Origin of the sequence: Veronia nyctiphanis (assembly GCF_004116385.1) — a bacterium.
GTDB lineage: Bacteria > Pseudomonadota > Gammaproteobacteria > Enterobacterales > Vibrionaceae > Veronia > Veronia nyctiphanis.
The window spans coordinates 1-24,395 of record NZ_PEIB01000052.1; the positions used below are offsets into that span (position 1 = coordinate 1).

The 24,395-nt window shown below is 47.7% G+C and carries 27 protein-coding genes and 1 pseudogene; 7 read left to right on the forward strand and 21 right to left on the reverse strand.

The features are described from left to right. Positions 1-749 precede the first annotated feature (749 nt). The 14 genes from CS022_RS23405 to CS022_RS23465 all read right to left on the reverse strand — a co-directional run bounded on the left by CS022_RS23405 (position 750) and on the right by CS022_RS23465 (position 12,905). Positions 750-2,051, reverse strand: a complete 1,302-nt coding sequence (locus tag CS022_RS23405; RefSeq protein ID WP_129124291.1) for a TRAP transporter large permease — start codon at positions 2,049-2,051, stop codon at positions 750-752. Next, positions 2,048-2,548: a TRAP transporter small permease gene (locus CS022_RS23410; RefSeq protein WP_129124292.1), complete on the reverse strand. Its 501-nt coding sequence runs from the start codon at positions 2,546-2,548 to the stop codon at positions 2,048-2,050. Before CS022_RS23410 ends, CS022_RS23405 begins: the two co-directional genes overlap by 4 nt. 86 nt (positions 2,549-2,634) lie before the next feature. Next, the gene (locus tag CS022_RS23415; RefSeq protein WP_129124293.1) at positions 2,635-3,612 is read right to left on the reverse strand and encodes a TRAP transporter substrate-binding protein; all 978 of its coding nucleotides are present in this window, start codon (positions 3,610-3,612) and stop codon (positions 2,635-2,637) included. 114 nt (positions 3,613-3,726) lie between these two features. Next, the gene (locus CS022_RS23420; protein ID WP_129124294.1) at positions 3,727-4,422 is read right to left on the reverse strand and encodes an RraA family protein; all 696 of its coding nucleotides are present in this window, start codon (positions 4,420-4,422) and stop codon (positions 3,727-3,729) included. A gap of 13 nt (positions 4,423-4,435) precedes the next feature. Beyond that, positions 4,436-5,137, reverse strand: a complete 702-nt coding sequence (locus CS022_RS23425; RefSeq protein WP_201746380.1) for an alpha/beta fold hydrolase — start codon at positions 5,135-5,137, stop codon at positions 4,436-4,438. Between the two features lie 2 nt (positions 5,138-5,139). After that, positions 5,140-6,096 (reverse strand): cupin domain-containing protein, encoded by a 957-nt coding sequence (locus CS022_RS23430; RefSeq protein WP_129124295.1) that lies wholly within the window; start codon positions 6,094-6,096, stop codon positions 5,140-5,142. A 14-nt stretch (positions 6,097-6,110) separates the two neighbouring features. Further along, the gene (locus CS022_RS23435; RefSeq protein WP_129124296.1) at positions 6,111-7,079 is read right to left on the reverse strand and encodes a nuclear transport factor 2 family protein; all 969 of its coding nucleotides are present in this window, start codon (positions 7,077-7,079) and stop codon (positions 6,111-6,113) included. After that, on the reverse strand, positions 7,076-8,095 hold the full coding sequence (locus CS022_RS23440) for a LacI family DNA-binding transcriptional regulator (RefSeq protein ID WP_129124297.1): 1,020 nt from the start codon (positions 8,093-8,095) through the stop codon (positions 7,076-7,078). Before CS022_RS23440 ends, CS022_RS23435 begins: the two co-directional genes overlap by 4 nt. Beyond that, the gene (locus CS022_RS23445; RefSeq protein WP_129124298.1) at positions 8,095-8,865 is read right to left on the reverse strand and encodes an SDR family NAD(P)-dependent oxidoreductase; all 771 of its coding nucleotides are present in this window, start codon (positions 8,863-8,865) and stop codon (positions 8,095-8,097) included. Before CS022_RS23445 ends, CS022_RS23440 begins: the two co-directional genes overlap by 1 nt. Then, positions 8,862-9,704 carry an ester cyclase gene (locus CS022_RS23450; protein ID WP_235869874.1) on the reverse strand — a complete coding sequence of 281 codons (843 nt, stop codon included), beginning with the start codon at positions 9,702-9,704 and terminating at the stop codon, positions 8,862-8,864. Before CS022_RS23450 ends, CS022_RS23445 begins: the two co-directional genes overlap by 4 nt. Then, complete coding sequence (locus tag CS022_RS26945) at positions 9,665-9,943, reverse strand: hypothetical protein (RefSeq protein WP_235869875.1); 279 nt, start codon at positions 9,941-9,943, stop codon at positions 9,665-9,667. Before CS022_RS26945 ends, CS022_RS23450 begins: the two co-directional genes overlap by 40 nt. Before the next feature lie 6 nt (positions 9,944-9,949). Beyond that, positions 9,950-11,266, reverse strand: coding sequence for a histidinol dehydrogenase (gene hisD, locus CS022_RS23455; protein ID WP_129124299.1), 1,317 nt, complete (start codon positions 11,264-11,266; stop codon positions 9,950-9,952). Continuing rightward, a complete protein-coding gene (locus tag CS022_RS23460; RefSeq protein ID WP_129124300.1) occupies positions 11,263-11,832 on the reverse strand; it encodes an ester cyclase in 570 nt (189 codons plus the stop codon). Before CS022_RS23460 ends, hisD begins: the two co-directional genes overlap by 4 nt. Next, positions 11,829-12,905, reverse strand: a complete 1,077-nt coding sequence (locus CS022_RS23465; RefSeq protein ID WP_129124301.1) for an ABC transporter ATP-binding protein — start codon at positions 12,903-12,905, stop codon at positions 11,829-11,831. Before CS022_RS23465 ends, CS022_RS23460 begins: the two co-directional genes overlap by 4 nt. Positions 12,906-13,335: 430 nt before the next feature. Here CS022_RS23465 and CS022_RS23470 point away from each other — a divergent pair, with 430 nt between their 5' ends. The 6 genes from CS022_RS23470 to CS022_RS23485 all read left to right on the forward strand — a co-directional run bounded on the left by CS022_RS23470 (position 13,336) and on the right by CS022_RS23485 (position 17,608). After that, positions 13,336-14,355, forward strand: coding sequence for an ABC transporter substrate-binding protein (locus CS022_RS23470; RefSeq protein ID WP_235869876.1), 1,020 nt, complete (start codon positions 13,336-13,338; stop codon positions 14,353-14,355). Then, positions 14,349-14,573 carry a hypothetical protein gene (locus tag CS022_RS26950; RefSeq protein WP_235869877.1) on the forward strand — a complete coding sequence of 75 codons (225 nt, stop codon included), beginning with the start codon at positions 14,349-14,351 and terminating at the stop codon, positions 14,571-14,573. Before CS022_RS23470 ends, CS022_RS26950 begins: the two co-directional genes overlap by 7 nt. A 76-nt stretch (positions 14,574-14,649) precedes the next feature. Continuing rightward, entirely contained in the window at positions 14,650-15,681 is a 1,032-nt protein-coding gene (locus CS022_RS23475) for a carbohydrate ABC transporter permease (RefSeq protein ID WP_129124302.1), read from the forward strand. A 9-nt stretch (positions 15,682-15,690) separates the two neighbouring features. Next, positions 15,691-15,843, forward strand: coding sequence for a hypothetical protein (locus CS022_RS26955; RefSeq protein WP_235869878.1), 153 nt, complete (start codon positions 15,691-15,693; stop codon positions 15,841-15,843). 124 nt (positions 15,844-15,967) lie between these two features. Then, positions 15,968-16,567 (forward strand): carbohydrate ABC transporter permease, encoded by a 600-nt coding sequence (locus CS022_RS23480; RefSeq protein WP_235869879.1) that lies wholly within the window; start codon positions 15,968-15,970, stop codon positions 16,565-16,567. A 3-nt stretch (positions 16,568-16,570) separates the two neighbouring features. Beyond that, positions 16,571-17,608, forward strand: a complete 1,038-nt coding sequence (locus tag CS022_RS23485) for a nuclear transport factor 2 family protein (protein ID WP_129124303.1) — start codon at positions 16,571-16,573, stop codon at positions 17,606-17,608. Between the two features lie 29 nt (positions 17,609-17,637). Here CS022_RS23485 and CS022_RS23490 read toward each other — a convergent pair whose 3' ends face one another. The 4 genes and pseudogenes from CS022_RS23490 to CS022_RS23505 all read right to left on the reverse strand — a co-directional run bounded on the left by CS022_RS23490 (position 17,638) and on the right by CS022_RS23505 (position 20,906). Further along, positions 17,638-18,249 carry a histidine phosphatase family protein gene (locus CS022_RS23490; RefSeq protein ID WP_129124304.1) on the reverse strand — a complete coding sequence of 204 codons (612 nt, stop codon included), beginning with the start codon at positions 18,247-18,249 and terminating at the stop codon, positions 17,638-17,640. Next, positions 18,246-19,021 (reverse strand): annotated as a pseudogene (locus tag CS022_RS23495) (adenosylcobinamide-GDP ribazoletransferase). Before CS022_RS23495 ends, CS022_RS23490 begins: the two are co-directional and overlap by 4 nt. Further along, positions 19,021-20,052: a nicotinate-nucleotide--dimethylbenzimidazole phosphoribosyltransferase gene (gene cobT / locus CS022_RS23500; RefSeq protein WP_129124305.1), complete on the reverse strand. Its 1,032-nt coding sequence runs from the start codon at positions 20,050-20,052 to the stop codon at positions 19,021-19,023. The pseudogene CS022_RS23495 and the gene cobT overlap by 1 nt, the downstream one beginning before the upstream one ends. Positions 20,053-20,597: 545 nt before the next feature. Continuing rightward, entirely contained in the window at positions 20,598-20,906 is a 309-nt protein-coding gene (locus CS022_RS23505) for a hypothetical protein (RefSeq protein WP_129124306.1), read from the reverse strand. Between the two features lie 225 nt (positions 20,907-21,131). Here CS022_RS23505 and CS022_RS23510 point away from each other — a divergent pair, with 225 nt between their 5' ends. Continuing rightward, positions 21,132-21,308: a DUF6435 family protein gene (locus CS022_RS23510; RefSeq protein ID WP_129124307.1), complete on the forward strand. Its 177-nt coding sequence runs from the start codon at positions 21,132-21,134 to the stop codon at positions 21,306-21,308. A 327-nt stretch (positions 21,309-21,635) separates the two neighbouring features. On the opposite strand, the gene CS022_RS23515 is transcribed toward CS022_RS23510, so the two are convergent. From CS022_RS23515 to CS022_RS25065, 3 genes are all read right to left on the reverse strand, one after another. Continuing rightward, positions 21,636-21,902, reverse strand: a complete 267-nt coding sequence (locus CS022_RS23515; RefSeq protein WP_129124308.1) for a hypothetical protein — start codon at positions 21,900-21,902, stop codon at positions 21,636-21,638. A gap of 80 nt (positions 21,903-21,982) precedes the next feature. Beyond that, the gene (locus CS022_RS23520) at positions 21,983-22,387 is read right to left on the reverse strand and encodes a VOC family protein (RefSeq protein ID WP_129124309.1); all 405 of its coding nucleotides are present in this window, start codon (positions 22,385-22,387) and stop codon (positions 21,983-21,985) included. 361 nt (positions 22,388-22,748) lie between these two features. After that, on the reverse strand, positions 22,749-24,395 hold a 1,647-nt coding region (locus tag CS022_RS25065), incomplete at its 5' end, for a hypothetical protein (protein ID WP_161569734.1).

Consider the following 24,395-nt stretch of genomic DNA (forward strand, 5'->3'; position numbering starts at 1 on the left):
TATTAAATTTCAGGGGTCCTATTATTTATTAACATTCAACTTCTACACTTTTTATTATTCTAACTTTGTTTAATATTAAATTTCAGGGGTCCTATTATTTATTAACATTCAACTTCTACACTTTTTATATTCTATAGTGATTTTATTTCAAATTTCCTAGTGTCAACTGTCTCTAATAGTCATTGGTAATTTTAAGCCTCTTCGACTAGAAAAACGAAGAAAACGTGATGTAAAGTACCGCTACTCTGCATCATGCATTATTAATCATTCTCAACGAAACAGAAACCTACCGAAAGTTGATAGTTTTTATCTGAATATGGTAACAATTCGACCTACCAGCGTTTTAATTAACGTTTAAGAGTGATTTCCGCACTATTGGCAACAGTAATATAATTGAGTTTACATATAGTATCCTTGTACATATTCAGAGAAAAAAATTCTAATTAACCAACCCATGTAAACCAAATAAAAACGCGTAGATTACCGATCTAGCAGCCGCTATCGGATAGAAATCCTCAATATTTAGGTCTTTAAATTTCTGGTAGGCAATCGAGTGAGCGACAGAAGTTGGATTAAGTCATGCGAGAGAGAAAGAAAATACGCGACTCTCTTAATGGCTGATAATTTGGGGATACCGAGTTAAATATGGAAGTTTGAAAAACCGTGAATTAGCTAACCACTATAATGATGTGCTTTCTGAGTGCCCAAGCAATCAATATCAGTCAAGTCAAAGACTGCTTGGGACAGATCTACTTCCCGTAACCCAGAAAGGCCTCTGGCAAGATAAGAGAAATACTTGGTACAAAGGTGATGACCATGAGCGCCACAACCAGCGTGACCACCCAAGGGAAGATTCGCCGCGCAATCTGATCAAACGGTATTTCACCAACCTGTGCAGCCATAAACAAATTGGCGCCAAGGGGAGGCGTGACAAAGCCAATCGCCAGCGCAACAATCATTACTATACCAAAATGTACTAAATCAACACCGAGCTTGGTTAAGACTGGCAAGAGTACCGGGGTAAGAATAACAATGGACGCTAATGTTTCGAGGAAGGTGCCGATAATAAGCAGCAATACAATGATTGCGATAAGCACCAGATATTTACTGTCAGTGATCGACAAAACAAACTGAGCCAGTTCTGTTGGAATTTTTTCCAGCGCAATGATTCGACCGAATGCGACAGACGCACCGATTATCACCAGTACTGCTGACACCAGCATTGCTGATTCCAGCATAATTTTGGGCAGCGCTTTGAGCGAAAGTTCTCGATAGACAAAGCAAGACACGACCAAGGCATACACCACAGCGACAGCGGCAGACTCGGTAGGTGTGACGATACCGCCATAAATACCGCCGAGAATTACGAGCGGCATGAGTAGAGCAAGCTTGGCATTGTTTAGTGCTTCGAATATTTCTTTGGTGCTGCTGGACTCGCGAGGCGGTAGGTCAAGGTGCTTGGTTGTTCGCTGACGATAGAGAACGTTAAAGGTCATCAGCGTTAACGCAATGACTAAGCCGGGGAGGATACCTGCCATAAAGAGGGCGGTGACAGATACACCTGCTGATACCGCATACACAATCATAACCACAGACGGCGGTATCATCACTCCAAGGCCACCGGCACTGGCAACCATGGCTCCGGCATAGGCCCTGTCATACCCTCGCTGAACTAACGCAGGGATCATGGCCAAGCCCACAGCTGCAACGGTTGCTGAACCCGTACCTGAGATAGCAGCAAAGAACAAACAGGCGATGATAGTCACTGTGCCTAAGTCACCCGGTGCGCCACCAAACATTTTATCTGCAACTGCGATAAGTCTTGATGAAATACCGCCTTTACTCATTATGTTGCCCGCGAGTGTGAAGAGCACGACAGCAATGAGCGTAAAACTGTTAATGCCGCTCACGAGGCCCAGTGCGTAAAGATCGAACTTTAAAAATGGAATATAAGCAATAGCCAACAGAGATGCGGAGCCCAAGGCAATACCGATGGGTAGACCAATCAATAGCAGCACAAAGAAACTGAGAAAGAGAATAAGTGTTGTCATGATGCGACCTCCTCTTTGGGGCTGAGATCGGTTTCACCGAGTATGATGATTCGGTAAAGAGAATGGAGGAGACGAAGTGAGCAAAGTAAACCGGAGAAAATAATCGCGGCATAGAGAATCGAGGTTGGCCATTGTGTCGCCGACAGTGTTTTTCCTCGCTCAATCGCTTGTTGCGTAATTTCAACGCCGTAATAGCAAATGGTGATGGAGTAGATCAGGAAGACAGTCTCGCTGATCATCAATGCGATGCGTTTTAACGCGTGAGGTAATTTGTCGACAAAATACGTGACCCGCATATGGCGATGCTCACGAATAGCGTAACTAATACCGAAGTAAATCAGGTAGACAAAGCTGATTCGGGCCAGCTCGTTCGCAATTACGATAGATGTTGAAAATGCAAACCGGGCAATCACATCTGCAAACACCAGCAGCATGATAGCGCTGAGACAAATGACGATGACGGTTGGCTCAAAATATTTCTCGATACGACGTAGCATAGGCTTCTACCTCCTGAACAGCCATGGGAAAACGCTCGAACCCTCAAAGGCTGGCGCGATGGCCAGCCAACTGAGTTTTTCTGTTTTTAAAGTGCTTTCATGAAGAGGTCGTAAAAGTCCGAACCTACTTTTGCTCTGATATCTTGTTCTATCGCCGCATTCATGGTGTTACCCAAACGTTTACGATCATCGGCGGGAAGTTCGTTGACTATCAGGCCGTTTTCTTTCAGCTTGGCAAGGGTTTTATTGTTGGCTTCTAACGTCAGATCGCGTTGCAGCTCAACAGTTTCACGAGCAACAGTATCAATGAGCTTACGGTCTTTTTCACTCAAGTCGTTATACCAGTCAAGGTTTGTCATCCAAAGCTCTGGCCAGTAGATGTGCTGTGTGAGAGAGACGTATTTCTGTACTTCGAAGAAGCGCTCAATGATCATTGAAGACAGCGCGCTCTCTTGACCGAATATCAGGTTTTGTTGGAGTGATGAGTAAATTTCACCCCACGCTAATGGCAAAGGCACAGCATCTACTGACCGCCACGCTTTAATTGCGATAGGGTTATCTGCCGAACGCATTCGTAAGCCTTTGAAAGATTGATAACTGTCTAGCGGTGCTCGATTATTCGTAAAGCTTCGGAAGCCAAGCTCCATAAAACCCATCGACTTAAGGCCACGCTTTTCCATTGCTGACCCCAATGCTTGACCTGCCTCACCATCTAGAACACTTCTTGCCGTGTCTTCGTCGGCAAAGAGTAAAAATTGGTCGAGTATCGCCAGTTCGTTAACTGTTGAAGACAGGTGCACCGATGCGCCTGTCGCCATCGTGATGTTGCCTGATTGAACCAGTTCGGTCATCTCTCTCACGTTACCAAGCTGACCACCCGGGAATATTTCTACTTCGATATCACCACCAGAGCGTTTTTCGATTTGTTCCTCGAAAAACAGCAAGGATTGATGAATCGGCGATACCTCTGGTGTTGCGTGACCGATCCGGATGGTCGTGTCTGCGTTTACTGAAGCATTGAAAGTCAGTCCAGCTACAAGGGTTATCAATATCGATAGTCTCATATATTTCTCCTTTACATTTAACCGTGGTAATTGCCTGCCTTTGCATTGCGCGCACTCATGCGCCCACCGCATTGGAGGGGTGTAAACGTCCATATTTTTTTGGGTTACGGTCTTTCAGGTTCTTACGCGTTCAAACTCCGCCCACGCAGTTTCAAACTGTTCAAAATTAAAACCCTCTTGTTTGGCGGCTTTAAGGATGATCTGCTCGTTGCGCAGGAGTGTCGAAATTGCATCTGACAGTATTGGAATAATATTTGGGGGTATGACGACTGCACCATGCCTGTCCGCATGAATAAGATCGCCGTCGGACACCTGTAGCCCAAAAACAGACACGGGATCGCCGACACTTTCTACATGTACAAACGCGTGGCTGGGGCCAACAGAGCCAGCAATAACCGGGAAGTTATCAGGCAAATCTCCCAGATCTCGCATCACACCGTTGGTCAGCACACCGCTCATGCCAAAACCTTTGTGAACATTAGTATTTATCTCGCCCCAGAACGCGCCGACCGCGTGGGGGTAATCCAGATCTTCGATGACTACCACAGACGGCAGTGGTCCTTCCGCCATATACCGGTAGTAGTCCATCCGCATCGCTTTCACTTGCTCTGGACTATTTGTTGAAGGCTCTCGGGCAGCAATCTGCGCTGTTTTTGCGTAGCCAACCACTGCGCCGCCTTCTGGATCGGAACACAGCACAGTGCCTTGGGTGTACTGGCTGAAACCGCGTTTCCCCTCCGCCACCTCAATGGCATTACAGACGGTAGGTGTGTCGACGCTTTTTAGTAATTCAAATAGCTTTTTATCCATGAGCAGTTATCCATCAAGAGTTCAGCCAGTTGGCGAGTTGCCGCGTGGTTACGTTGGGTTGTTCAAGAGTGGGCAGGTGGCCCGCTTTTTCGACCACTGAAAAAGTCGCGTGAGGGATCAGTGATTGCATGGTTTCATGCCGATCTAACGGGCAAAGTTGGTCGTCTTCGCCCATGAGTATTAACGTGGGTACTGATACGTTGGCGAGTGTCTGCTGTTGATCGGGCCTGTCTCTTAATGCCAGCGATTGGTTGATAAAAACCTGCTCGCCCAAGTTAGCGGCCATCGTGAGGCACAGCGTATCAATATCAGGGTTTGGGTAGTCGGTATGGGTATACCGCGGGATCATTATGTCTCGCATCACGCCAAGCATGTCACCGCGCTCAACACGCGCCAACTGCTCGGCTCTGGCCGCTTTTACCTCGTCAATTTCTGCGCGAGGGTTGGTATCCATCAGTGCCAGTTTTGCAACCCGATCTGGTGCTTGGCGGATAACCTCCATCGCCAGAATTCCCCCCATCGATAAGCCCGCCAATGCGAAACATTCAGGCGCATTTTCAAGCACATCATGGGCAAGCTCGTTCATGGTGCTGAAGCCATTCAACTCGGCGACCAAGACTTGCCTTTCTGAAGACAAGGCCTCAATTTGAGGAGTAAACAAGCGATGGTCACACATCATGCCGGGTAACATCACCAGAGGAAGAGGGGTATGCATAATCACGCATCCTCTTGCCATGTGAGTCCCGCCGGGTCATTGGTGCGTGTCACTCTATACAAGCTCGCTTCACCGGACATAGCGGGCTCCACCGTATAGTGTGTCCCCTCCGGTAGCCAAAGTGTGTCGCCGGGGTTGAGAACCAGCGAGTCTTCACCCCAATTGATGTTCCAATAACCACGCATTCCCATTAACACCACGTCCTTTGTCGCATCGAATTCACTGTTTTGTGCGGATTGGCGACTGAAAAAGTCCACCTCAAACCCCGGCTTATCCCTGAGCAGACCGTCTTCGCCGATAACGGTGACGGGCTGGTGGTCTGACATGGCAAGTAAGTCGGAATAGCGTGAGACGTAGTGAGTGACCACAGCTTTGGAGTCTGGCTTGGGTAGGCTGTCGAGAAGACTCCTGTCCGGAACAGGCATTTCCCGTTCACCCTCGGGTAATGTCTCTCCCTTTTTTGTGTCATAAAGTTTGCCGGATTCACCGAGGAGAAGGCCGTGTGCCTGCGCATCTTCACGCACACTAGGAGCCCAAATAACACCACCACCGGCATCGTCGCCACCAAGAATTGCCATGATCATGCCGTAATCAGTACCAATGTTTTCAAAGCCTCGGAAGATACGGGTAGGAATATTGAAAATGTCGCCCTCTTCGAGAACCACCTCGCCATCTTTTCCGTCTTCACCCCAGAAAAAGCGCCAGCGTCCTTTGAGCACAAAAAAGACTTCGGCCGTGTTGTGATAGTGCAATGAATTGACGCAATAAGGCGGCTGGCCCGCAGCGCCAATATTGAAGCCGGGCGTCGCTTTAATATGAATATGCTGGTCTGGGCTCTCAGATACCCCAGCGCCGATAATGGTAAAGTTCTCTTTTTCTGATGAACCGGGCGTGTGCGCGTCAATAAATGCGGTACGGCACGGTATGAGTTCACCAAATCTCACCCATTGTGGTTTCATTCAAACACTCCCTTTTAACCCGTATGAAGCGCAATTTGTTTCCAGATTGCGGTTTCATCAAACAAAACAAATTCACGTCGAATCCCTCTTGGACCAAACTCAACATGCGCGGCTGCCATGACATAAACATCAGCGCCAGTTGGCTGACCGAACCGTCCCCAGCCGTCATGCTTACCATGCAGTGAAAAACGTAACGCGGCACGAGGGGGATGAAGGGAGTCGTCACGGCCTATTTGATGGTCGATGGAAAACGTTGCGAAGGGAAAGCTGGCACGCAGCCCCATCCAGAACTGTTCAATCGCTGACCATGAATGTGCATCTTGGCCACATGGATAATGGCTTTCGCAGGCTCTGTCATACTCAGAGGGAATACTACCGATGTCGGCAGCCATAAGGTTAATGACAATGTCGGCGTAGCGTTGTCCCCACTGGTTATCGTTACCTTTGCCAGAATAGGGCCCGACTTTGTCAACTTCTGGGCTGAATGGGCGAGAGCATATTTCAGCGCCGCCTTCGGCAGCAATCTGGTCAACGGCAAACTGCTTAGGCTCATGGCCTAGCTGCTGCACGATGGCACCCATATCGCGAATCAGCCATTCGTCGTTGATTTGGTTATTGATCGCGTGACAGTCAGCAATTACCCGGTAACGTAACTTCGCGCCAGACGCTTTGCCAAAAACACCATCGCGTGTGTGTGTTGCTTCAGACAGGATACGATGCGATGACAACATGCCGGTTTCGGGTGTGCCGGACCAAATGATATCTTCGCCAAGTAACACTCTGTCTGGCAGTTCGTTGAGCGTTGACATGGTTTGGGCAATCACATCCTTGTTGCCTTGCGTCATGCCGCCCGGTGTTCTGACAATAATGTCAGATGAATAATAGTCACGAAGGCTGTCGAGCTGTCTGCCTTCCCAGATTTCCTCTGTGATTTGAAGGATGTAATCGGGAAAGTCGGTAAATTTACTATCAAATCCTTTCATAATTTCCATCCTTTCGGTATCCGCGCTGACGTTCTGACGACGATTGGTGAACCAATAGCAACTTTCTGAGGAGAGTCGTTTTCATGACTGATTTGCTGCATGAGGATCCTGACGGTTTCAGACACCATGATGTCGGCGCGTTGGGCGAGGGTGGTTAAGCCATAGCTGGGCCATGCGGAGGCGGGCACGTCATCGTAGCCAACAACAGACACGTCTTCAGGTACTTTCAGACCAAGCTCAAACCTGAGGGTATCCATCACCGCCAGTGCCATGTGATCGTTAGCGACAAAAACAGCATCGGGCGGGTCTTTTTTGAACATTCTGCGTGTTGCTTCGCTGGCTTTCGACATATCAAACATGCCGTTTTCTCGTGAGTGAAGATCTAGTCCTGCCTCTTGTAAACCGGCACGAAAACCAATTTCACGATCTCGCTGTGTCGAGGTGCATTCCTGACCCGCGATATAGCTGATTTTTGTGTGGCCACCTGCGATAAGAAACTGCGCCGCGGTCATACCACCGTTGAAATTGTCTGAGGTGACACTCGAAAACTCGCCACCTTGTTGTGAGCGGTTAAACAGTACGATAGGTACGCCAACAGAACGACAGCGATCTGCCAGCTCGGAAGAAAGATCGACAGAAGCAGCGATAATGCCATCAACCTGGTAATCAAGGATTTCATCAATGACTTCATCAATGACGCCCTCCGTGTTGTGGGTCATGAAAACCAGTACGTGGTAGCCCTGTTCCTGAAGCTGATTTGACAGTTTCTCGAGCGCATCTGGATAAAACTGATTATTAAGATAAGCCACAACCAAACCGATGATCCGGCTTTTGCCAGACACCATGGCCCGAGCAAGAACATTTGGGCGATAGCCCAGCTCCTCTGCGGCCTTCTTGACCTTTTCAATGGTCTTTTTCGATGCTGAGCCGCCAGGGGTAAAAACCCGGCTAACCGCCGATTGGCTGACACCAGCACGTTTAGCGACATCCAGTGAGGTTACTTTTTCATTGGCCATTATTCTGCAGTCCAACCTCCGTCCACTTTGAGCGAAGAGCCTGTCACCATTGCAGATGCATCAGAGGCGAGGTAAAGCACAGCGCCCATCAAATCTTCCACTTCTCCGATTCGGTCGAGCTTGATATGGCTTTCAATCCATTCACGCTTTTCTGGGTCGGCAAACGTCGAGGCTGTTAACTCCGTTTTGATGAACGTCGGGCAGAGCGTGTTTACGCGTATTTTCTGTTTGCCCCACTCGATGGCCATGGCTTTGGTAAAGCCCTCAACGGCGTGTTTGCTGGCACAATACACCGCGCGATCCAAGCCCCCGACATGGGCCATTTGACTCGAAATACTGATAAGGCTTCCGGCTTTGCCTGCGTCAAGCAGCTTCTGAGCTGCAAGTTGAAACAGGAAATAAGCGGCTTTGACGTTGAGTGAGAAGACGGCATCAAAATCTTCTGCTTTGGTTTCTATGGCGGGGGTATGCCGCGCCAGCCCGGCGGAATTAACCACCACATCAAACGCTGGTCTCTCTAATAATGCGTCAGCTAGCGCAGGGATATCGGTCATATCAAGGGGCAAAACGTCAGACACTAGTCCCTCTGCTGTCATTGCATCCGACAGCGCTTTCAACTGATCTCCTCTTCTCGCAACCAGTGTAACGTGCGCGCCAGCGCGAGCCAGAGCGGTGGCACATGCGAGGCCAATGCCTGATGATGCGCCAGTGATGAGTGCCCGTTTTCCAGACAGATCGAAAGATGGCGTATTGGGTAGCGCAATGGTCATAACCTCTCCTGTGGCATTAAAATCGGGCCAGTGGGCCTCGCTTTATTGAACTCTTTGAGTCTTGCAAAGACATCCACACCGAGTTGATTGAATACATCGAGCAGATCGACCAGTACCCAGTTTTCGGCGATTTTCCTGTCTTCAATTCGCCAGAAGTCGAGGCTTCTGAGCGTGATATTCTTCCCTGAAGGTGCGATACCCAGCCAACCGTCATTTGTTAATGTCTGGCACATGTTGGGCCAGCCAGTGACAGCGACATAGTTGTCGTGTGAGAAAAAATGGCACTGCGTATTCTCGCTGTGTTGCCCTCTGTCTGGCATTGCGTTGAGAAACGGAATTTGGTGCCAGTTGCGAAAGCCGTTTAGTCCTCTGCAAGTGCCGATTCCCGCTGGTCCATACCAGCTCATGTTGCGGTGCCAGTGATCACTCATCTGCATGATTTCTGGGCCACCCTCGTTCGGATGGCGCTGGAGGTCGTTCAGCATCGAAAGAACGCGTTCCAGACTTCGACGGCTTTGTTCCTCATCGGGATCAGTAAGTTTTATGCCATCGCAACTTGCTGGTGGGGGAACCAAACCCTCTCTCCCTAATGAGGGAGCCATAGGCCAGGCCCCTGCCTGCATCATGACTTCGGGGATATCCCATATTGCCTGAATTTCGATCACGCCCTCGTCTGAAAGGCGGTAAAACTCATGAAACCGCATATGAACAAACTGCCCCGTCGGCGGTATATCTAAAAACGGGGTAGAAAAGGTGCCGCAGTAGTATCCGCAGCAGCCTAACCATATGTTGTCTTGTTCTACTGTATCCGCTGAGTGATGGCAGAGCCGACAATGCAAATGGTATCGCGCCTTTCCAGATCAGGGATTGCCCGCATCAAAGGTATAAAACAATGCTCTATCCAGTTCTCCGGACCCAATAAGTCACCGAATGGATGACACATATGCACGTTCAATGCAGGTGAAAACAGCTCATTCAAGTTCGATCGCAGCGTAGCAACGGTTGGCCTTTTTAGCGTTTTCCGCCAGGCTGAGTGTTTGTCTGTCCAGTATCTGATCTGCGTGTGTGTCATCGTCATGGTGTTTTACTCTCTGGCAGCCGCAGTACCATATGGGACGTCTTTGTTACCATAGCGACGTACCCGGACGTTGCATTGCTCGGCGTGTCCGACAAACCCTTCAAGCATGCAAAGCCGTGACCCATACTCACCGATTTTAGTCGCTGCCTCGTCAGTCATGATTTTTTGGTAGCTGTGTGTTTTGAGGTATTTACCCACCCACAAGCCGCCTGTGTATCTGCCCGCTTTTTGGGTTGGTAAGGTGTGGTTGGTACCGATAACTTTATCGCCGTTGGACACGTTGGTACGTGGGCCAAGGAATAAGCCGCCGTAGCAGGTCATGTTCTCGAGGAACCAATCGTCGCGGTCTGTCATCACCTGGACGTGTTCGTAGGCCATATCTTCTGAGACCTGTAACATTTCTTCGTAAGTATCACAGAGAATGATTTCGCCGTAATCGCGCCAGCTGACACTCGCCGTTTCGGCGGTGGGGAGAATCGTCAGGATCCTATCTATTTCAGCCAGTGTTTCATTTGCCAGTTTTTCGCTGTTGGTGACCAAAGCAGCCGGTGAGTTGTACCCATGCTCAGCCTGACCAAGAAGGTCTGTGGCGCATATCTCTGCATCTACTGTTTCATCTGCAATCACCATCGTTTCGGTGGGGCCTGCAAACAGATCGATACCGACACGGCCGAATAGTTGTCGTTTCGCTTCTGCCACATACGCATTACCTGGCCCGACGAGCAGGTGCACGGGCGCGATAGTTTCTGTACCCAGTGCCATCGCACCAACGGCCTGAATGCCACCAAGTACATAGATTTCATCAGCACCGCCAAGATGCATCGCAGCGACGACAGCTGGGTTAGGCTCACCTTTAAAAGGTGGGGTACAAGCGATCACGCGCGGTACGCCAGCCACTTTTGCTGTGGCCACGGACATATGTGCAGAGGCCACCATGGGGAACTTTCCGCTCGGGACATAACAACCCACACTTTGGACTGGAATATTTTTATGGCCAAGAATGACGCCGGGTAAGGTTTCTACCTCCACATCCGTCATGGTTTCACGTTGAATGCGGGCAAAGTTGGTGACCTGCTCATTGGCGAACTTGATATCGGCCATATCTTCGGGCGACACCTTGGCAATGAGCGCGTCGATATCGTCTTTTGAGAGGCGGAAAGAGGCAGGTGAATAGTTATCAAACTTCTCTGCAAATCCTCTGACTGCGCGATCGCCGCCTTCCTCTATCTCTCTTAATGCATCGGCAACAGCCTGAACCACTTTCTCGTTGTCGCTGGCTTTATCCTCATCCGGTTTGCCAGTTTTTAAATATCTGATTGTCATGAACATACTCCATTAGCACCAGGTGAAGACGGTATTTTTTCACCGGGGGAGGGGGGTGTTTTTTCTCCCCTGTCGAAGGCTTCCCAACCCTCACCATTAAACACATCAACGCCGAGCTGAGATAACACGTGGGGGAAGTCCACCATCACCCAGTTATCGACGATTTTTCCATCTTGTACTTTCCAAAAATCCATATAGCGGATTTCGACTGTTTTTCCTGTCGGCTCAACACCCATGAATGTCCCTGTGTGCTTGGCTTTTTGGTGACCAAAGGCAGCGGCCCACTCACCCATGTAAAGACGAGCTTCATCGACACAAATTTTGTCTGAAAATGCGGCCTGAAAAGGCTTCTGCCAATTGGCTTGGAATTCTCTCAAGTCATTTTTGGTGCCACAGCCTGTGTTACCAAACCAACGGAACGTCTCAGAGAAAAACTCGCCAATATCAGAAATTCTGTGGTCGTTTAAACCATCGACCATAGATTCAATGACTTTTCGGGTTTCATCGGTTTTGCTCAGGTCAGTGTCTCTTGTCAATTCAGCTTGTTCGGGGCGTGCGCCTTTCATTTTTCTCCCTCCATAGATGAGATTCTGTCGCCGCTTTTCGCGTCGAACAGATGACAGATGGCAGCCGGGATTTCGGCAAAGAAGGGTTTACCAATATCGGTTGAATACTCTTTGTCTGCCTTCACGGCAATTAACGCATCGCCCACTTTCACGGTGATCATGGTGGCTTCACCAAGCAGCTCTATCGAAAAAACATCTGCGCCAACGCCGTTTGTCGCCGCTTGATTGGCAGCAACGATGGCGTCTTCTGCTCTGAAACCGAGGATGACTTCACCTTCCACATCACTGTTTAGCCCGCTGATACTGATGTTCTCGGCGGTGAATGTGCCTTTGTAGACGTTGCCCCGCACCAGATTCATGGCTGGTGAACCAATAAAACTTGCGACGAAAGTATTCGCTGGGTAGTTATAAATTTCAGTGGGTGTGCCTACTTGCTGCACCACGCCTGCATTCATGACGACGACACGGTCAGCGAGCGTCATGGCTTCGATTTGGTCATGAGTGACGTAGATAGTCGTGACCTGCAGCTCGTGCGACAGGTTCTTGATTTGTGCCCGCGTTGAAACCCGTAACTTAGCATCGAGGTTGGAAAGAGGTTCATCCATCAAGAAGACGTTCGGCTCCCTAACTATGGCTCTGGCCAGTGCAACGCGTTGACGCTGGCCGCCTGATAAATCAGCGGGTTTGCGATGCAAAAATTGGGTCAGCTCGACCATCTCGGCTGCTCGACGAACCTTCTCATCGTGTGTGTCGGGGGCAATGTTCCGCACCTTAAGAGGAAAACGAATGTTTTCGTAAACATTCATGTTGGGATACAGCGCGTAGCTTTGAAACACCATGGCGACGTCACGATCTTTCGGCTCTAAATCGTTGACAACTTTTCCACCAATCAGAATTTCTCCGTCTGTTGCCTCTTCAAGTCCGGCAATCATTCGCATTGTGGTGGTTTTTCCGCAGCCCGACGGACCAAGAAGTACAAGGAATTCTTTATCTGGAATGGTTAGGTCAAAGTCCTTAACGCCGACAAAATCGCCCCAGCGCTTGTCTATGTGTCGCAGCTGAACCTCTGCCATGTATTGCTCTCCTCGTTGGGTCATTCCTTTTGGGTACGTATTCATAATTATTGGTAAATCCATCAAATTAAAATTGACAAAATTAATAATAGTGAAGTTGATCACGTTTCAAGAATTGCATTTAGTGCGTGAAGATTTACTAAATATTTATTTTTTACAAAGGCTTATAAGTGACTCAAAAGTGAGTCATTTATAAATAATTATTCAAATACAGATGCTTGTAATTTTTTTGGAGAAAATTATGAATATTAGGGAGTATCAGTTTTGAGTCTTGCTAAATTCAACACCTCGAACCAAGATTTTTTGCATACGTAATCAGGCTGTATTTACAGGTGACACCTCGTTTTTTAATAAAAATGACGTGCGAAACCACTGACTATCAGTCGGTTATTCATCCCTGAAGCCTTTCTTTTCAAGGTAGGAGAGAAACATGAAATGCAAAATCCTAGGAACGCTGGCATTCCTTTCCGCATCACTCAGCACGCAAGCACTTGGTTCGTCAGGATGTAACGCAGGATCTGGAAGCGTCAGCATTCTTGCTAATGATTTTCCCGCGCTTCATGCTGTTGCATCGATGGCAGAGACATGCGCGACGGACTCATTGACGGTGACAAAAAACCACACCAAAGATCACAGAGACTTACAAGTTGCAGCTCTCAAAGCCAATCCAGCGAAGTACTCGTCGGTGATAGTGACAACCAGCTCCATTGTGCCCTTGCTCAATGAAGGACTCATTCGCCCACTTGATGAACTGGTGGAGAAATACGGCAAGAGCCTCAAGCAATCTCAACTGATCAAGATCGACGGTAAAGTCATGGCCGTTGCGTTTATGGCAAACGCTCAACACCTCTTCTACAGAAAGGATCTGCTCGAAAAAGCGGGACTGGCAGCACCAAGGACCTTTGATGACATGATCGCAGCGGGTAAGACGTTGCAGGAAAAAGGTATCAGCAAGTATCCCGTTGCTCTGAACACCAAAACAGGTTGGAATCTGGGTGAGGAATTCATCAACCTCTACAGCGCGACAGGCGAGAGCTTTTTCAAGCCCGGCGGCGCAGTGCCTAACCTCAATAACCCGAGCGGCGTCAAAGCACTGAAAACATTAAAAGCACTCACTGAGCTGTCTAACCCAGATTACCTGACCTTTGATTCAAACAGCACGCAGGCACTATGGGAAGACGGCAAATTGGCGATGGCGCTGATGTGGGGATCTCGTGGTACTGCAATCCTCGATAATGAAGGCTCATCGCCGGAAATCGTTGAGTCGACAGCGCTGACAAACACGCCATCTTATTCCGTGGGCGGTACACCGGGCGCAACGCTCTGGTGGGATGGCTGGTCCATTGCAAGCAACTTGTCTGACGAAGATGCGGAAGCGACATTCAAAGTGATGGTGCATGCGGTGTCCAAAGATATGATGGAACAAAACGCTGACAAGGCGGTGTGCTGATTGATGGTTATCAACCTAACCCTGCGGCGGTTGGCGTAATTGACTCTGTCACACGTCAGGCTAACCCCTATCCGATGCTGCCATATATGGGGCTGCTGCATTCTGCTCTCGGTGCCGAGTTATCTGATTATTTGTTGGGTAATGAGTCTGCGGAACAGGCACTAAAAGACACTGAAGCGGCTTACATGACATCTGCTCGCGAGCAGGGATTCCTCTAATCACGCACTTCATGTCTTCAATTGAGCGCTCCGGTCCGGAAGCCCGGAGCCACTTTTAATAACAAGAGGCTGAGTAATGCCCCATCGCACATTTTTGAAGTTTATGTGGCCGTCGTTGCTGGTCATGTTTTTACTGATTGCCTTACCGATAGCATCAGTTGCAGTGCAGTCGCTGTATGTAGAACATGAACAGGTAGTACTGGAAACAGAAAACTGCGGGCCATTTGGCTGTAAGAAAACGGTCACCGTTGACACTGAGGCAACAGAGAAGCGAAGAATAGAGGAGCCGTTGGGTCGTTTTAACGGTATGGGTACATATACCAACCGTAATCACTTGGCATTCGATGAGCTCTCTCAGGCATGGAATGACATCGACTCGTCGGGAAGCTTTCTCGGTAAAATGATGAACCTACCGTTTTACAAAGCTCTGGTGTTTACGCTGGCCTATACCTTCATTGTCACACCTCTGGTCATTGTACTTGGCATGGTTGTCGCTTTGTGTGTTAACGCGCTACCGAAGTTGGTGAAAGGACCAACGATTTTTTTCTCGCTGCTACCAATGATTGTCACGCCGCTTATTGGCTCACTGATTCTGTTCTGGATGATTGATGCCGACGGGGTAATTGGTGCGACGCTGCAGCGTTGGTTTGATGATGACGGTTTATCGCTCAAAGCCTCGCCGACATTGACCTGGATTACTATCTTCATTTACGGGATCTGGCATTCGATTCCTTTCTCTTTCATTGTGTTTTACGCCGGATTACAGACAGTCCCGACTGACACATTAGAAGCCTCGATGATTGATGGCGCTTCACGTTGGGAAACCATTCGTTATGTTGTCATTCCTCATATGGCCCCTCTCGTGACGTTCGTGGCGCTGATGCAGTTAATGGATAACTTCCGGGTCTTTGAGCCAATAGTAGGTTTTGCCTCAGAAGCGCATGCGACATCATTGAGCTGGTTAATTTACAACGATTTACGTGGCGCAGACTCTCAGTTATTCGGTTCAGCGGCTGCCACCTCAATGTTGACGATTGTCGGCGTGGCGATTTTGCTCACCCCTGTGTTTATCAGAACGTGGCGCGGATTTAACCGCAAATCAGCATAGGAGGCTGAGATGGAAGAAGTACGCAAAAAACCTGTATGGCTTAAAACTGCTCCATTGCATTTGTCATTGTGTGGCTTTTGGTCGCTGCTGGCCCGTTCCTGTGGACAGCGTGGGGGTCGTTTAAAGTTCAGGCTGACTTTTTCTCAAAATCAGATTGGATGAATGCGATTTATGGTGTCAAAACCTTGCTTGAAACGGGGAGTGAATTTACCGGGCAGGGGTACTTTGGCGCTTGGATTGAGCAGGATTTCTGGCTCGCCGCAATCAACACGGTGGCGGTAGTGTTATGTGTGGTTGTCATATCACTCACCATCGGCACCTTGGGTGGCTATGCATTGGCCCGTTCAGGTTTCCGCTATTCACTCTGGATCCTGATGATAGCCTTGGTGCTGAGGCGATGCCGCATATCACTTTGGTATCGGGATACCTGTTGCCTTTCTTTGAATGGAACCTTTGGGGTCACCTGCCAACCACCATCATTGTGCTGGTGGCGATCAACCAGCCTTTCACGCTGTGGATGCTGCATTCTTTTTTCCTCAACATTCCTAAAGATATGGATGAAAGTGCGATGGTAGATGGTTGTACCCGCTTTCAGGCCTTTCGGCATGTGATCATTCCTGTTATGTGGCCCGGTGTTATCACCACGGGGTTATTTAGCTTCCTTCTCGCTTACAACGACTTCGCGGTGACAGGTATGTTGCTCAGTCAGGAAAACCAAACCATGGTGCCGAAAATTGCCAGCTTCCTCGGTACGACGCAGGTTGAGGGCAACGTTATGTTTGCAGTGGCTGCGGTAGTTTCTGCCATGGTGCCCTTGTTCTTCCTGGTGCTGTTCTTCCAGAAGCAAATCGTATCTGGCCTAACCGCGGGCGCAGTAAAAGGGTAAATGATGTCAGATAAGCTTCAGCTCGCTAAGCAGCGAGTCAGGGATTTTTACCGTCAGTTAGACGCCTCTCGTGATGACAATATTTTGCAGGCACACGAGCAGCATTGTTCAGTTGATTACCACTGGCGTGGTTGTCACCCCTTTAATGAAATCAGCAACATGGTCGGTGTTGCTGAGCATTTCTGGCAACCTATCCATACGGCCTTTCGTCATCTGCAGAGGCGTCAAGACGTTTTTATGGCGGGGGATAACCAGCTCGATGACGATGACACGGTATGGGTCGTCTCAATGGGCCATCTGATGGGCCTGTTTGACCAACATTGGTTGGGCGTTGCGCCGCCGGGGCGAATGGCATTTATCCGTTACTGTGAGTTTGTTCAGGTGAGGTTCCTACCTTTGGGCGACGCTAAAATCTGCCAGTCAGCAATGTTTATCGATATTCCGGGTGTCATGGTGCAAGCAGGGGTGAACCCTTTTCCACCACAAACTGGCGCGCAGCTGATTCAACCCGGCCCAATTACCCATACAGGTTTATTGTTTGACGAGCAATCCGAAGATGAATCGGAGAAGACGTTAAGCATTATCAATCAGATGATTGGTGATCTCGGCAACTGGGACAACGACCTCAGCCTTGAGGAGGAGTTGGCGCTGAGCTGGCACAATGACATGATCTGGTGGGGGCCAACAGGCATTGGCGCAACTTACACCATTGAACGTTACGCCAAGCAACACTCCGGTGTGTTTCGAAACAGTTTTTCAGAGCGGATCTTCAACGGTCATGTTTGTAAGTTTGCCGAAGGTGAGTTTGGCGGATTCTTTGGCTGGCCGAACCTCACTCTCAAGCCGTCGGGAGGTTTTATGGGGATGGCAGCCAGCGAACAATCTTTCGATATGCGAGTGATTGATATCTATCGTCGTGACGGAGAGAAGCTGGCGGAGAACTGGGTATTTATCGATTTATTGTATTTCTATTATCAGCAGGGCATTGATATTTTGGCCCGAAATGCTTATTTATCGCCCGACTTCCAACGACAGATATGACGTGTTGTGAGTGCGGGCTAAAACAGCACTCATAAAGGCTGAGAGATGCTGCACACCTGAGAGTAGCGTTTGTCAGCATGGGTGATTTTAATGTGGGTGAGGGACTGGTAACCGATAGTCAGAACCGAATAAAGAGCAGGGTTTCGCCAGTCTAGTTTCAGCAGGAACGCCAGAATCATTCGTATTGTGCCACCATGACAAATGATCAGCGTATCTTGGTTTACCTTCTCAGCGTATTGCTCAAAACAGGTTGAAACCCGCTCATGAAAATCGTCAAGTGATTCAGCGCCTGGCAAGGTGTGTTTTGCAGGATCCTGCCAAAAAGCTTCGAGTTTCTGCCAGTCTTCTGCAATGTTATCAAACGGGACGCCATCAAGGCGTCCAAAGTTCATTTCCCTAAACTCAGTTTCAAGCGTCAACGACAAGGCTGAATTACTCTTTACCATTACCTCTGCCAACTCACTGCAACGACTGAGCGGTGAGGTGATGATGTGTTGGAAACCGAGGTTTTTGTCGGCCAACGCCTGACTGATTGCCTGTTGTGTAGCAAGTGGCACGGTCACATCAGTAAAACCGTTGAGGGCAGGTTTGCCCTCAGGTTTTCCGTGTCGCAGCAGGTAAAGGTTGATGGTATGGGTCATGCAACATACCCGAAATAGCCAATGATGGTGAGATAGGCGATCAACTCCATCAATTGTTGCGCGCCACCAAGGCAATCACCTGTAAACCCGCCGAGACGTTTATTTATCCAGCTTTGAAATGCTAGTCTGAAGGCCAATGACATTGCGATGAGAAGCATAGCGAGTTGGCTGTCAAACCAAAAGCAAGGCAGCGCTCCGGATAAGGTCAGTAATGTCAGTTCGCCCTTTGACTGTTGGCTGGCGAGTGGCTTGCTTTTACTGGTATCGGTATCACTGACATAGGGCGTATCAAAAATCAGCGATGCGGCGGTTGCTCTGCTGAGCGTGTAACCGACGATAAACACAGCAAACATATTGGCTTGTGTCGAGAGTTCTGACAGCAATATGAATTTGCCCAGCAACGCCATCACTAACGCCGCGCCGCCATAGGTGCCAATGCGGCTGTCTTTCATGATCGATAAACGACGGTCAACCGTCATGCCACCGCCAATGCCATCAGCCATGTCAGTCAGGCCATCTTCATGGAATGCGCCTGTCAACATCAGGCTAAAACACATGGTGAGAAATAGGGCGATATCGTTACTGAATACGTTGCCAGCAAGCCAGTAAACACAGGCGCAGAGAAGCCCTAATAATACGCCTACCAAGCGAAGTAACGCCCAGCTTGATTCATCCGACCTTCGCTGTAAGGGGTGTTATTAGGGATGGGCAGTCGTGAGAAAAAGCCGAGTGCTAGCCAGAACAGCTCGACCTGATATCGGATACTTGCCATCAGTCGACAACCACGCCAGCTTCTTCAAAACTTGCCATATTATTGTAAAACTCAGCAGCAGCGCGTAATAGGGGAACGGAAAGGACAGCGCCGGTGCCTTCGCCAAGCCGGAGTGAAAGATCGAGAAGAGGTGTTGCTTCCATCAGCGACAGAAGGTGCTTGTGGCCAGACTCATGTGACTGATGGCCAAAAATCATAAATTCTCGACATTCTGGGTTAATACGGGTGGCGGCGTATGCAGCGACTGTTGCAATGAAGCCGTCAACGATAACAGGAACCTGCTCATCTGCTGCAGCAAGAAAAGCGCCTGTCATTTGCACAATTTCAAAACCACCAACCTCGGCCATCACTTCTTCAACCGTTAAGCCTTCGCAGCGGAATACACCCTGAGCAACAAGTTTGTTCTTTTTACTCAATTGTTGTTCATTAATCCCTGTGCCACGACCCACACAGTCTTCAACGGATAGAGATGTAAGAGCAGAGAGTATTGCTGATGCACTGCTGGTATTGCCGATCCCCATTTCACCAAACATCAGTAAATCTGCACCGCCAGAAATGACTTGCTTAGCAATATCATTTCCGAGTTTAAGTCCCTCAGAGACTTGCTGCGGAGACATCGCCGCCTGAGATGCGAAGTTATGAGTTCTTTCACCTAAACGTTGGCGAACCAGATTGGAGTGGTCGTTTTCAACCGGGAAAAGAATGCCGCAATCTACCACTGTCATATCAACGTTGTTGGTACGACAAAAGCAGTTAATGGCGGCACCGCCAGCGAGAAAGTTCATCACCATCTGTTGAGTGACGGCACTCGGTGCGATACTTACACCCTCATCGGCAATACCATGGTCGCCTGCGAAGATAATCAGCTTAGGACTATTGAGTTCAATGTTCTCGGCAGTTTTGTTGTGCCGATGGCTTTGAATTAGGGCCAATTGATGTGCCAGTGACTCGAGTTGCCCCAATGCGCCAACAGGCTTGGTCTTTTGATTAATGCGATGCCAAATCGCATCTGAATAAGATGGGTTTAACATGAAAGTCCCTTTTCAACATTCAGAGTTATCAGTGTTTTTTGTCTGAATTGTTTGAGTAAGTATGCGGATGATACACACTTTTCAATGCATAGAGATCAGACCTGACAAGTTTTTTTGCGAGTAATCTTGTTTCTGTTGTTTTGATAATAATGTCAATTCATTGCAGCTATACCTAACTCAAACCCAATGACACAAGACGTTTGAATGAAAACGAATAAAAGACGAAATGACAATTAAAGCCGTGTTGTTCGATATGGGGGCAGTGACCATCGATATTCATTTTCGTGCTCATCAGGTGTTGTCAGAGCCTGTCGATGCTTTGATATCAAACTAAGACACTGAGAGAGAAATGCCTTTTTCAACCCATCAGAAGTGTTGGTGGTTACTTATGTGGGGAGTATGTGTGGTTGGATAGCGTTGACGCTGAATATTACATTAATGACCACTCTGAGCTTTTCTCTGTCATTGAGGAATTTACACAGCCGCCTAAAGAAAAGCGGCTGTTTTCTGTGTAATGGTGACTAAGATGATTAGAAGTCTGATTACTAGCTTGCCTGAGGCTCCTCAATCAGTTCAGTGCATGTGCCTATTTCGGCAGTTTTACTGGTCTCTGTCATCGTCCAACCACTCAGTGAAGGAATAAAACCATCAAACTCAACTGGTATCTTTCGTTCGATTCTGTTTACCTCGCGAACTGTTACATCGGTATTAGGCGGTAAACTGCGTTCCTGACAATTTACTGCAGCAAGTGACTCGATATTTGACTCACGGTCCGCAGGGATACTGATTTTGTGTTCGGAATTGCCATTAAGGCTGTCGGCAGATGGCTCACTCCAAGTGAACACAACCTTCACGCTGTTTGTCTCCCGTGGGATTAATTGAAGCGCCAGGTAGGTGATAACGACCACAATTATAGTTAAGAGCCAATCGCGTTTATTCATATTATTTGTTTTTACCTCTGTCAATTTGGGAAAATTGCCACGAAAAAGTAAATCAGTCTTCAATCTGTCCAATGAAGACTGAACTCTTACCAAGCTCTTTCCGTAAGCACCTATCAGTTATTTTTGAAGGAGCCTTCCATGTTTTCTTTTTTAAAGCAAAACCCTGCAAAACGACTGAAAAAACAGCACTCAATGCTGCTTGAACAAGCCATGCATGCGCAGAGAAATGGCGACATACGCACTTACTCGAGATTAACCGCAGAGGCTGAAGAGGTTTTTAAACAAATACAACATTTAGGCACTTCAAACGCCTGAGATTGGGATTGAAGGCGCAACTCATAAACGCCCTTGTTTACATATTTAGGTTAATAATGAACTTCGATTAATTATTTCCTTGCCAGATAAGCTCAAGCCGAAGCCCATATGGCTTGCTGAACATCACATGCTTGCGAGGGCCTCCTCGCAGCAATTCCTTGGGCGGGTAAGTTCAGTCATATGGCCTTTTAGCTAGCGTTGTGCACTTCAAGCAGGTTGGAACAATCAGTTGTCGCCATGTCTTCAATGCTTTTTGACGTTGAAGATTGAAACCAAATACCATTATTACGTTCAATTACTTTTGCTTCCTTTATTGTCACACCAGTTTCAGGCGGTAAGCTTTTTTTTTTTACAGTAGTTTGCTGCAGCTCGACCTAAACTTGATTCTGGATTTGCATCGATGGTATGAGCATAAGTTTTTATTTCACCGGGGTTTTGGGGAGATGGTTCGCTCCAGTTGAACGTAATTTCTGCAGAATGAGTCTCTAACGGAATTGATTGGAAAGCCATGTAAGCGATGATGCCTGTAATCGCTGCACCAGACAAATAGCGTGTTTTCATAAGAACTATATTTAACTCCTTAGATTTGGGCACTTCTAACGCCTGAGATTTGGATTAGGGGCGTAACTCACAAACGCCCTTACTTACAGACTTAGGTGAATAGTTAATTTCGATTAATTGTTACCTTGCCAAATAAGCTCAAGCCGCAGCCCAGACGGCTCGCTGAACATCATATGCTTGCGTGGGCCTCCTGAGAGTAATTCCGGCGCAAACTCTACGGAACATTTTGGGTGGTCAACGATCTTACGGTACAGTTCATTAAGTTTTGATTCTGATTCAACCTGAATCGCTAAATGGTGAAGCCCCACGTTCCTTTTCCGGTCAAATTCAACGCCACCTAAGCTTCTATCCACTTGCCAAAGTGTGAGGCGCAAAATACCGTCTGATACAGCCGTTCTTGGGTAAGAGGGGTCATACCCAGACTCCTTCCAGCCAAGGACATTAACGAAAAATGATTTACTGGCTTCCAAGTCGTCGACAGACAAACCTAGGTGATTTAATCCGATAGTTTCTGACATTAAGTTCTTCCTTGAAGATTGTGAAATAGAAAATATTTAGCGTAGGGTTAGAGAAGTTCTGAACTATCAGAAATGCCTAAACTTCTAATTATTATCTGTTTTCCTTCTTATTTGATCTTACCAAATCGCTATAAATCACATGGTTATATTGTTGCGGCGTGTCTCTAAAACCCTCACAAGAGAATGTGTACTGGGAAGACTTTAGGAAGCGTCATAATGGAGGTTTTTCTGGAGTAAAAGAGCGTGCGGTAGAGAGAATAGAAAGGCCGGATCACCAGCCTTTTAATGTCCATGGTTAACAGTTTGGGTTCTTTAACTCATAGACTCTGTGCTATTCAAATAAATATGCGGGCAAGTTTATTTAGTGCATCTCATCACTCTGTGCTCCAGTTCCACCCGTTTTATCAGCAGAGATTTCTTGCTCATGACGCTTCACCCTCAGACGTTCTTTGTTAATGGATTCTTGATACTGGGCAAAGTTCTCTATTTCAGCCTCAGCCTCGTCGAGTTGCTCTTGATATAAACGGTCAGCTTCATTTTGGTCCTCTAATGTACGCCTTTCCTCAGCCAGTATTTCTTGTTCATCAGTTTTATCTATGGCATCAATTGTTTGAAGATCGTCAGAACTCGGGTTGGTATCGCGAAATCTATCCTCTGAAGAGCTATCAAGAGTACCTAGCTTTAAGGTCGCTTCAGTAGTGCCTGCAGCACCTTCAAAGTCAATATCTTGTTGTTGATGAGAGCTTTCTTGTGGCGTTAGACCCTCAAATGCTGTTTGAGTATTTGTGTTATTGAATAACGTGTCGTTACTTATTGGTTCGTCTTGCAATGAGCCTGGGGAAAGCCGTCCTGAATCACTATAACTTTGTTCTAAGTGGTTGTAATTATCAATATTTGTTCTATCGATATAGTGGCCCGATTGGTGCTCCGCTGGTGTGTTTGTAAAGTTATTGGTGTCTTGGTATTCGGTTTGGTAATCCTGAGAGTCGGTATTTGAAATAACGTTGTTACTGCTTCTCAATGATTCTTGGTAATACTCTTGTTCAAGGCTTCTGTGAACGTCCTGTTGAACTATCGCGGTTTCCTTTGCATGTACATATGTTTTCTCCGCGAATTCCATTTGTGCAGACGTATCGATGCTGTCCTGAACTGTCGATGTCGTCCCGTTGTTCATGTTGTTGGCATCTAACATAGCGCCACTTACTAAATTCTCAGCATTATTCACATCCGCTGTTGCACTTGGCGGCACAAAACTTCGAGTACTGCGAGTAAAATCCTTTTCGTCGTTAACGACAGGAGCAATCTGTTCAGGCTGGAGGTCAACAGTATTTCTCTGATCTTGTTCTGCAGCTGTATCTACCAATGTATTAGCATCGCCTACCAAGTTGTTAGTAATAGGCGTTGAAGGTGTGCCCTGTTCAGTAATAGTGCTGGTTGTATCTTTGTTAAAGACAGCGTCGTCCAACTCTTTTTTAGCATGCACAATCTCAGTTTGAGCAACACTAATAGCTGAGCCACTTGGTTGTTCTGTTGAAATACCGGCATTGTAGTTTTGCTCATCGATCATTGCTTGATCGAGTGAACTATTAGCAGATGAAAGCGCTGCGTCAGCTTGAGTGGTGTTGGTGAACATGCGTCGTGTTTGAGGAGGGTGGTTTTCGTTCTTGACTTTGTCTGTCTCTTTATCTGTCCCTTCATTCTTATTGCTTACGACAGTAACAGTGTCAGAGTCATTATTGGCAATCGCAGACGCTACTTGATTGCTACTTTCTACTTTGTTATCACCCGTACTTTTACTTTCTGAGTTTTGAGTCTTGCTATTGCCTTTTTCATTTTTAGGTACAGCTGGCTGTTTTACTATATCTTTATCTGCAACATCCGGGTTATCTACTTTCTTTTCGTTACTCTCAGTGAGATCCATTGTTTTCTTTGGAACGCTTTTCGGTGCATAGGCGAGTTGTTTGAAGCGCTTGAACAGCTGGATGATGAGCAGTATCCCGGTCGACGA